The organism is Candidatus Nitrosopumilus salarius BD31 (assembly GCF_000242875.2).
GTDB classification, from domain to species: domain Archaea; phylum Thermoproteota; class Nitrososphaeria; order Nitrososphaerales; family Nitrosopumilaceae; genus Nitrosopumilus; species Nitrosopumilus salarius.
In genome coordinates this window covers 1-9,277 of sequence record NZ_AEXL02000141.1, presented here as the reverse complement: position 1 = coordinate 9,277, position 9,277 = coordinate 1, and the positions used below count along the sequence as shown (strand labels likewise).

Sequence of the window (9,277 nt, the reverse complement as noted above, 5' to 3'; positions counted from 1 at the left end):
AATGATGAAGAAGCTAAACTCCTTACAAAAGAATTCAATTTGATTAAATGTGCAAAAAAAATGATGCAATGGGGAGCAAAATATGTGATTATCAAGAAGGGCGAACATGGATCTTTGATGTTTTATGATGACGTAATTTTTCCTACAGCAGGTTTTTCGTTAGAGGATGTAGTAGACCCAACAGGCGCAGGAGATTCTTTTGCAGGTGCAATGATAGGATATCTAGCAAGCAAGAAATCAACCAGTATATCAGATATTAAAAAAGCAGTCGTTTATGGAAATGTATTAGGATCATTTGCAGTTGAAAGGTATGGTTTGGATGGATTGCTAAAAATCAAAAATGGTGATATTGCAAAACGAGTTAAGATTTATGAAAAGATGATTCGATTCTAAAAAGACTTAAGTTCAATTATTTCTCAAATTAATTTACAATTGTCAAAAGAAATATCTGAAAAATATGAAGATCGATTAGAGATAATTTTCAAACTTCAAAAAAGGTCTCTCTGAGATGATGAAATTAGATAGATATCCTAAAGATTCAGAAGGAAGAATTTCTGCTCTATGTACTGCAATAATGCATGAAGCAGTAGAGCTACAAAGGACAACTAATTGGAAATGGTGGAAGTTACCAGTTGAATTCAATCAAGCAGAAGCAAGAGAAGAGTTAATTGACATATGGCATTTTGTTGTACAGGCATCTTTGGAGCTAAACCTTACTCCAGATGATATTGTGGAAGAATACAAAAAGAAAAATGAGATCAACCGAGAAAGACAAAGAAACGGATATTAGAAAATTTTAATCATTTTCAGAATTTCTGCATAATTAGTTTCATTAATTAAATTTACAAGGTTTACATTATTTTGAAAATATTGTATTTTAAATTTTGAAACAGTAAGATATGGATCTGGACTGGTTGAATTGATTATTCTTTTATTTTCATCAACTCCATTTTTGTGTACTGCAAATAAAGAATGACCAGCTTTGTGTCCAGAAACCTCTTTTCCACAAACTATGATAGTCTTGATTTTTTGATTTTTATTTACATATTCAATGATTGAATCAATTCCCTTATTTTCAGAAAGAAGTCTTCCCGCTATTGAGATATGGTTTAGAATTTCAGAATTTGCTAAGTTTTTTAGCAAATTTATGCTTGAAAGAGTACAAATCGCTATTGAAGAGTCAGGATTACCAAAATAATATTCCTCAGGTATTGGCAATATGATTTTACATAATTCTCCAATAGCCTCTCCTACAACATTCACAATAATTCACGCATAGTTTGACCAATAAATTCAATCTCTTTTAGAGTAACTTTTGGATGAATTGGTAAAGATAAGACATGTGTTGAAGCCCAGTCAGTAACTGGAAGTTTAGTGTTTAGACTGTAAAATGGGGTTTTGTGAACTGGTGTAGGATAGTAAGATGCTGCACCTATCCCCTTTTGATTTAATTTTTTCAAAAGGTTATCGCGTTTTTCAGTTGCAATCGTATAAAGATACCAGTTTACATGTTCATTTTTTCTTTGGTGTGGAAGTACAACTTTAAGATCAGTCAGTAATGATGTTAAAAGTTCTGCATTTTTCTTTCTAGATTTTAAAAAGTGTGGGAGTTTTTTCATTTGTATAGTTGCAATTGCAGCACTAATTTCAGGTAATCGTAAATTTAATCCTAAGATTTTAGTGTCATATCCATGAACCATTCCATGATTTCTAATCATAAGTAATTTGTCTCTAAGTTTTTTATCATTAGTTGCAATAAATCCACCTTCACCTGCAGTCATTACCTTTGCAGGATACATACTCCAACATCCCATTTCAAAGAAAGTACCAGCATGTTTTCCTTTGTATGTACTTCCTAATGATTGGGCAGAGTCTTCAATAATAGGTAGATTGTATTTTTTTGAGATTTCAGATAGTCTTTTTACATCAGCTACATTTCCATAAAGATGAACTGGAATTATTGCCCGTGTTTTTTTTGTAATCTTTTTTTCTAGATCATCTGGGTCTACTGTATAATTTTCTTTTAGAATATCAACAAAGACAGGTTTTGCTCCAGTTGAAACAACAGCATTTGCAGTTGCAACAAAAGTAAATGATGGTATTAAAATTTCATCACCTTTTTTTACATCTAGTGCATATAGAGCAGCTTGTAACGCAGCAGTCCCAGAGTTGACTGCAATTGCATATTTTGATTTTACAAAGGTGGCGGCAGATTTTTCAAAAGCTTGAACATGAGGTCCGCCCTGACTAGCTGCTGAGGTTAAAGCACCATTTTTAAGAATGGATGTGACTGCAGAAATCTCTTCCTTACCTAATATGGGAATATTTATTGCAATTTTCAATAATTGATGTTTTTCATTCTAGTCTATAAATCTCATCAAATAAACATGAATTTTTATATTTCAAAATTTGCCAATCGGCATTATGAAGCCACGTCATCTTGAAAAATCAGACTCTGGTTACAAAGTCTATCTGTATGTGTTCTATATTTGTGGATTCATTATGTTATCTACACTAGTTTTTGGCGTATATGTTACCATGTTAGAATGGATGGAGAATGGAACTTATGTAATGGGAGAAGCAATTCACAATACAGCTATTCCATTTGAAAATTTCGCTAGGGTGTCAACTTGGATATTTTTTTCTACAATAATTGGATGGTATTGTGTTTCAAGAATTGGTTGGAGAAGAACTGCAGGAGATAAAATTGTTGGGACAAAGATGGCTTTGCTTCAGTTAATGTTACTAGGATTTTCTATAATTACTCTTTATGAAGTACTATACAATTTTACAGTTTTGAATGCACAGATATCTGCGGGAATCATTAATGGGATAGTTCCTGATATTGATAGATTGTCTGTTGCTTATCCAGACCCAAATAGACCATGGAATTTAGTTTTTGCAACCAAAGTATTTCTTGCAGCTTTTATAATTAGCACTCATGCATTCTATCTGAGTATAAAACCAAGAAAAAGCCTAGAGGAACCAGAATTTTAAACAGATCATAGGCTTCTAGATTAATTATCAAAAAAACTATTTCTAGTATACAGGGATAATTCCAACATGGGATTATTCGGGTCTAGTAAAAATGAATTAAAATGCAAAAAATGCGGTACAGTTCTTTCGGATCATGACCGATTAAAAAAACATGAAGAAAAAGCACATAATAAGAAAAAAGAGAAATGCAGAGTTTGTGGAACTGAATTTGACACTCAAGAGGATTTAAGAAAGCACAAGAAAAATTGTAAGTAGGTTTTAAAAAATTAATCTGATAAACCAGATTCATATTTTGGTGGTCTTTTAAGCGCTTTTTCAATAGATTCTAAATTTTTTATTTCATTTTTGGAATTCAATGAAAGAATTTGAATCATTTCTGAGCCTAATTGAACTGACTTCTCGGGTAATGTTTCTAAAAATTTTTCTAAACCTTTCTTGTAATTTTCAATTAATTCCAATCCTTCTTCAAGAGTCATAACTATTCTAAGTATATCTTCTATTCAAAGCTTACAAATTAAATCAACTATTTTGAATAACTTTATACGTTTACTTCTCAAAAGTTGTTTTGATTTGGATATAACAAAAAAAGTGGATTTGATTGAAAGACCACCTACAGAAGAAGTAGTGACACATGATGAATTAATTGAATTATTTAAAACAAATTCATCACCCAAACATTACATAGGTTTAGAAATTTCTGGATTTTTGCATCTTGGCAGTTTGATCAGTACCGGTTTCAAAATCAATGATTTTGTAAAAGCAGGTGTAAAATGTACAGTTTTTCTTGCTGATTGGCACACTCTAATCAATGACAAACTTGGTGGAGATTGGGAAGCCATATCAAAAGTTTCACAATATTATCATGATGCTTTCAAATTAGTTTGTCCAGATATAGAAATTGTTTTAGGATCAAAATTATATGAAGAGAAAACAGAATATTGGTCTGAGCTTGTTAAATTTACAAAACATATGTCAATTGCAAGAACAATGAGAACACTTACAATTATGGGTCGCTCAGAAGATGATAAAAAAATTGATGTTGCAAAGTTACTTTATCCTGCAATGCAAGCAGTAGACATTCATTCTTTAGATGTAGATATTGCCCATGCTGGAATGGATCAAAGAAAGATCCACATGTTAGTAAGAGAGATTTTCCCAAAAATGAAATGGAAAGTACCTGTTGCAGTTCATCATAAATTATTACCAGGACTTTCAAAACCTGCAGAAACCAGTGATTCTCAGATATTAGGTAAGATGAGTAAATCAGATCCAAATTCAGGTATCTTTATTCACAATACAGATGATGAAATAAAGAAAAAGATTAGCAAAGCCTGGTGTGAAGAAGCAAATATTGAAAATAATCCATTATTAGAGATTGCAAGAACAGTGATTTTACATGAATTTGATGAAATGGATGTAGAACGACCTGAAAAATTTGGAGGCAATGTCTCATATTCAGATTACAATCAATTAGAAACAGATTTTGCTCAAAAAAAGTTACATCCAGGTGATTTAAAACAAACGGTAGGAAAGTATCTGGTGAAGATAGTTTCCCCAATTAGAGATAAACTCAATCTAAGTGAAGAGATTTTTGAGGTTATAAAGAAAAGCTATTAGACTTTAAGATTTGGATTAGTTTGTTCTTCTAAATTATATTTTGATTTGTATCCTCTTGGATTAATCATTAAATCTTTGTAAGTATATGTAGATGAATTTCCAATTATTACTGTAGTTATCATACCTAATTGATCAGAATGATTTGGTAAATTTTCTAAATCAGTCATAACAATAGTTTCAGAGTCTCGGAATGCTCCTTTAATGATTGCAACAGGAGTTGTAGGTTTTCTATATTTTAAAAGAACTTTTCTAGTATCCTGTAATTGATGAATTCTTTTTTTACTTGCAGGATTGTAAATTACAATTACAAAATCTCCTTGTGCTGCAGCTTCAACTCTTTTTTCTATAATTTCCCATGGAACCAGTAAATCACTCATACTAACAACTGCAAAATCAGTCATTAAGGGTGAGCCAATAATTGATGCACATGAATTAAGTGCAGATACCCCAGGTATTATCTCAACTTGCAAACCATCTTTAGGATCCCAACCAGTTTCAGCAAGGGTTTCATAAATTAATCCAGCCATACCATAAATTCCAGGATCCCCACTTGAGACTAATGAAACTATTTTTCCAGATTTTGCAAGATCAATACACTGATGAGCTCTTTCAACTTCTTGTGTCATTGCATAACGATAAACAGTTTTGCCGCCAATAAGATCTTGAACTAAATTTACATAAGTTTCATATCCAACAATAGTATCACTTTCAGCAATCACTTCTTTTGCTCGAAATGTCATATGATCATGATGGCCAGGGCCAACACCTACAATGTAGAGTTTACCAGTCAATTTTAAGATAATTTTTTTCTTAAGTAATTTATCCCTTTAGTGAAGTTTCTATTGGAATGGATCTATGAATGGACAATTAACTATATGATCGCTGTTAGTAGGTCTAGCAATACTTACGGATAGCAAATCATCAGCATGAAATGAGTCAATATCTGATTTCGTTTCTAGAATTTTTGCAGACTTTGCATCGTTCCATTCAACTAGATAGATTCTCCACATGGGACTGTAATTTGGATCGCCAAGTGAGGCACCTGCAATTCCAGGTTGAAACCCTAATGGACCAGTTCCTTTAATTCCATTTTTGAATTGGAAAAGATCTACAGCTCCTGAATTTGCAATTAGATTTGACAGAACAGGAGATGAAGTAACGCCCATTGTTTCTGCAGGTCCTGAAGGTGTCGCATCAGTTACAATATAGTAAATGGTTTCCCCATTAGGTCCCCAACCCCTATGAGCTACAAAAGTTACAGTCATTTCTTCTCTGTTTATTTCCAGAATTTGACCTCCGCCATAGGACATTTCATTTGTGATCTCTTTATCAGAGCGTTCCATCATTTGTCCATCTGGCCAAATTATTTGAGGAGCATTAAGAACAATTCCTGTTTCATTAAATTCAACTCTTCCACCCTTTTCAGCTGCAATTACATCATCTACTGATTCTAATATTGTAGGTTTTTGACCTATCTTCCAAGAAACTTCAACTACAGAACGTAATGCGCTATATTCTGACTCTTGTGATGGTGTATTTGAAAATACTTCATTTTGAAATCCATAGATTCCATCATCTCTAACTCCATTTTTGAAAATGAATAATTTTTGAAGAGCTTTTTCAGGTATGTTAGCAATAACTGGAGCAATCTCTACATTCCAATTTTGTTTTTCTGAAAGTGTTTTTGCATAATTTTCATCACTGGAGTCAGTTATTATGTAAAGAATGTCATTACCTCCATAGATTCCTTTATGCATTGGTATTGTAGCTGGTACATTTGCTCTTGAAAGTGACCATGTTGGATCTTTTTGTAATTCAATTTTTTGCATTATCACTTCAGTTGGTTGCCCTCTGATCCAACCATCTATACTTACAGTTGCTGTAAATTCTTTTGAATCAGTAGAATGTAATGCAAGTGCAGCTCCAGTAAATTCAAAAGAATCTGATTTTTTTTGTAGATCAATCAGAGATAATCCATAAACAGTTTTTCCATCAACTGTCCAGATAGGTTGACCTTTAGATTCTTGGGAATTTAGTTCATGTAAAACTACAATCTGAACAGGTTCACTTGAGGTAAATGTCATTGAACCATCATAGAGAGTTCCCTTGTTTGGAGATAAGATAAGTGCTAATTGATGATTTTCATGTCCTTGTCCAGGATCTTGTGAGGAGGTGATAGTTTGAGTAAAATGGATTTTTTTTGTAGAACCTGCATCAACAAATTGATCAGAAGATGTAGATACAAAGATTAGTGTGGCTGCAAAAATTCCAATAATTAAAACAACAGTTAATTTTTTCAATAAATCTTGTTTATGGTGTTCCCTTAAATGATTTGTCTTAATTGATTTTTTCAAGTTCAAATGCATCATGTAAAGCACGTACGGCTGCATTTGTATCAGAATTTTTTACAACAAATGCCAAATTGAGCTCAGATGAACCTTGTGTTATCATTGATACGTTTACTTTGTTTTTCTCAATTGCTCTAAAAACTTTTGATGCAACTCCAACGGTTCCTCTCATTCCAGAACCAATTAACGCAATTATTGCAACATCCGTTGTAACATCCAATTTTTTAATAATTTTTCCTAGCAATTCCATTTCTAAGGCGCTAACTGCTTTGTCAAGATCATTATTCTTTACTACAATTGTGATGCTTGATTCGGAGGGATTTTGGGAAATCATCATTACATTGATTCCAGCTTTTGCTAATGTTTCAAATATCTTAGCAGCTGTACCAGGTGTTCCTACCATACTACCACCCTGAACATCAATTAATCCATTATTTCGAACATTACTTACACATTTTACGGTATTTTTAACAGATGTAGAAGTAGATGCTGTAACTAATGTCCCTTCATTTTCAATATTGAAAGAACTTCTAATCCTCATTGGAATTTTCTTAGATAGTAGTGGCTCAAATGTTCGTGGATGAATTTGCTTTGCGCCAAACAAAGCCATTTCAATTGCTTCTATGTATGATACTTCTTTTAGTAATTTTGCATTTTTTACAATCTTTGGATCCGCAGTCATCAATCCATCGACATCACTCATTAACCAAATCTCATCAGCTTTAATGCAAGAACCAATAATTGTAGCAGAGTAATCAGAGCCGCCTCTACCAAATGTTGTTACATGTCCATGTTGATCAGCACCTGAAAATCCTCCAACAACAGGGATTGTTTTCTTTGAGAATAGAGAATCTATTGTTTTTGATATTCTCAATCTAGTTGTATCCATTAATGGTTTAGACTCACCATATTTAGAATCAGTAACAATTCCTACCTCTTTTCCAGTAAGAGGGATAGATTTTCTTCCTAAATCATTGATTGCTGATGAAATTAATTTAATTGATAATCTTTCACCAAAGGAGATTAGATAATCCATTGATCTGGGAGTAACTTCACCTAGCAATACCATTCCATCAATTAATGCAAGAAGTTCAGAAAAATCTTGATCTAGTTTTGTTATTAATTTTTTTGTAAATCAGATTTTTTGATTGTTTGTTTTGCTAATTGTTTATGTCTATTGATAATTTTTGATGCGAGTTGTTCTGCTTTGGATTTATTTTCTTTTTTTATAGATTCAGATATTTCTATAAGATCATCTGTGGTTCCACTAACTGCAGAACAAACAACAACAATTTGATCTTTTTTTGCTAATTGATTAACATACTTAGCTACAGCTTGAATGTCTTTTGAAGCGGAAATTGATGTTCCCCCATATTTTATTACTAATCTCAATTCAAAATACCTGAATTGCTTAATCTTTAAATGCTTTAACTTTCTACGCGTGGAGCCAAGTAAAAGTGAATTCTGCCAATATTTGCCACCTTGAATTCAATTCTCAGAGGTTTTGCGCTTGAAAATTCACATGTAATAAAGCCCACAGTAGTTCCTACTGCTTTTACAACTGGATTAAGATATTCAAGACTGTAAGTACCCACACTGTCTTCTTTTGAAGAAATTTCTTCAATATCTTCATCGTTTTTATCAAGTTCAATTACAACTTCACCAGAATCACCTTTCCCTGAAAAATCCCCTTTTGAATCTGATGTGTGTATTGTTAGATAATCAGATACAACTTGAACATCACCAAGGATTTTGTCAAACTTTGAAGATGACAAAATGATTTTTGAATCATATGGAATTTTTGGTAAAGGCGTATCAGTTGCAGAGCTTTCAATTAAACGCATTTTGTATTTTTTATTTTTTCCAACGGTTACAAGTAACATATTTTGTTCAGATATACTAATTTCTATGCTGTCTTTTTTATCTGCTCTTTTGATAAGTTTTGAAAATTCATCTATTCTTACTCCAAATTTAATATCGCTATCACATTCATATTTTTCAAATGCAGAGTTAGGCCATGATATATCAATTAGGGCAACATGTGATGGATCCATTCCTCTAAAAGTAATTCCTTCTGCAGTTGCAACAAAAGTAGCTTCCTCAACAAGTGTAGATATTGCAGATATGATTGCCTTTAGATCATCTGAACCACTTGTTTTTGCTTCAAAAGTCAAATCAATTTTCTTGAGTTTAAGTTCCAGTTAAACGTTATGTGTAATCACGCCAAGTGTATTTACATTTCTGACAACGATAAAATCTGGTAGTGGGTTCATCTGCACTTCTAGTTTGAAACATCCACCAAACTGCTTCATCAT

Annotated in this window: 13 protein-coding genes and 1 pseudogene; 5 read left to right on the top strand and 9 right to left on the bottom strand. The window is 32.5% G+C overall.

The annotated features are described in order from the left end of the window. Both BD31_RS08420 and BD31_RS08415 read left to right on the top strand, forming a co-directional pair. Positions 1 to 393 (top strand): PfkB family carbohydrate kinase (locus BD31_RS08420; protein WP_008301186.1); only part of this gene is annotated, 393 nt, incomplete at its 5' end. 115 nt (positions 394 to 508) lie between these two features. Further along, on the top strand, positions 509 to 790 hold the full coding sequence (locus BD31_RS08415) for a dUTPase (protein ID WP_238536108.1): 282 nt from the start codon (positions 509 to 511) through the stop codon (positions 788 to 790). Here BD31_RS08415 and BD31_RS08410 read toward each other — a convergent pair. Together BD31_RS08410 and BD31_RS08405 are read right to left on the bottom strand one after the other, a co-directional pair. Next, the gene (locus tag BD31_RS08410) at positions 787 to 1,263 is read right to left on the bottom strand and encodes a tetrahydromethanopterin S-methyltransferase subunit A (RefSeq protein ID WP_008301170.1); all 477 of its coding nucleotides are present in this window, start codon (positions 1,261 to 1,263) and stop codon (positions 787 to 789) included. The two genes, BD31_RS08415 and BD31_RS08410, sit on opposite strands and share 4 nt — an antisense overlap. Beyond that, positions 1,260 to 2,342, bottom strand: coding sequence for a DegT/DnrJ/EryC1/StrS family aminotransferase (locus tag BD31_RS08405; RefSeq protein WP_008301172.1), 1,083 nt, complete (start codon positions 2,340 to 2,342; stop codon positions 1,260 to 1,262). Before BD31_RS08405 ends, BD31_RS08410 begins: the two co-directional genes overlap by 4 nt. An 82-nt stretch (positions 2,343 to 2,424) precedes the next feature. Between BD31_RS08405 and BD31_RS08400 the strand changes: the two genes are divergently transcribed. Both BD31_RS08400 and BD31_RS08395 read left to right on the top strand, forming a co-directional pair. Further along, on the top strand, positions 2,425 to 2,997 hold the full coding sequence (locus tag BD31_RS08400) for a hypothetical protein (RefSeq protein ID WP_048097609.1): 573 nt from the start codon (positions 2,425 to 2,427) through the stop codon (positions 2,995 to 2,997). A 66-nt stretch (positions 2,998 to 3,063) separates the two neighbouring features. Further along, a complete protein-coding gene (locus BD31_RS08395; protein WP_008301160.1) occupies positions 3,064 to 3,252 on the top strand; it encodes a C2H2-type zinc finger protein in 189 nt (62 codons plus the stop codon). Positions 3,253 to 3,263: 11 nt separating this feature from the next. On the opposite strand, the gene BD31_RS08390 is transcribed toward BD31_RS08395, so the two are convergent. Further along, positions 3,264 to 3,473, bottom strand: a complete 210-nt coding sequence (locus BD31_RS08390) for a hypothetical protein (protein ID WP_008301174.1) — start codon at positions 3,471 to 3,473, stop codon at positions 3,264 to 3,266. A gap of 94 nt (positions 3,474 to 3,567) precedes the next feature. Here BD31_RS08390 and BD31_RS08385 point away from each other — a divergent pair, with 94 nt between their 5' ends. Next, positions 3,568 to 4,614 carry a tyrosine--tRNA ligase gene (locus BD31_RS08385; protein WP_048097608.1) on the top strand — a complete coding sequence of 349 codons (1,047 nt, stop codon included), beginning with the start codon at positions 3,568 to 3,570 and terminating at the stop codon, positions 4,612 to 4,614. Here the strand turns inward: BD31_RS08385 and cobJ are convergent. From cobJ to BD31_RS09885, 6 genes and pseudogenes are all read right to left on the bottom strand, one after another. After that, positions 4,611 to 5,405, bottom strand: coding sequence for a precorrin-3B C(17)-methyltransferase (gene cobJ, locus BD31_RS08380; protein WP_008301190.1), 795 nt, complete (start codon positions 5,403 to 5,405; stop codon positions 4,611 to 4,613). The genes BD31_RS08385 and cobJ overlap by 4 nt on opposite strands. 48 nt (positions 5,406 to 5,453) lie before the next feature. Beyond that, the gene (locus BD31_RS08375; protein WP_008301180.1) at positions 5,454 to 6,914 is read right to left on the bottom strand and encodes a DUF7482 domain-containing protein; all 1,461 of its coding nucleotides are present in this window, start codon (positions 6,912 to 6,914) and stop codon (positions 5,454 to 5,456) included. A 37-nt stretch (positions 6,915 to 6,951) separates the two neighbouring features. Next, complete coding sequence (locus tag BD31_RS08370; protein WP_008301193.1) at positions 6,952 to 8,031, bottom strand: aspartate kinase; 1,080 nt, start codon at positions 8,029 to 8,031, stop codon at positions 6,952 to 6,954. 50 nt (positions 8,032 to 8,081) lie between these two features. Continuing rightward, positions 8,082 to 8,354 (bottom strand): amino acid kinase family protein, encoded by a 273-nt coding sequence (locus BD31_RS10820; RefSeq protein ID WP_008301179.1) that lies wholly within the window; start codon positions 8,352 to 8,354, stop codon positions 8,082 to 8,084. A gap of 35 nt (positions 8,355 to 8,389) precedes the next feature. Then, complete coding sequence (gene pcn, locus BD31_RS08365; RefSeq protein WP_008301189.1) at positions 8,390 to 9,136, bottom strand: proliferating cell nuclear antigen (pcna); 747 nt, start codon at positions 9,134 to 9,136, stop codon at positions 8,390 to 8,392. Positions 9,137 to 9,170: 34 nt separating this feature from the next. After that, a pseudogene (locus tag BD31_RS09885) lies at positions 9,171 to 9,277 on the bottom strand (transcription factor S); the annotation flags it as partial.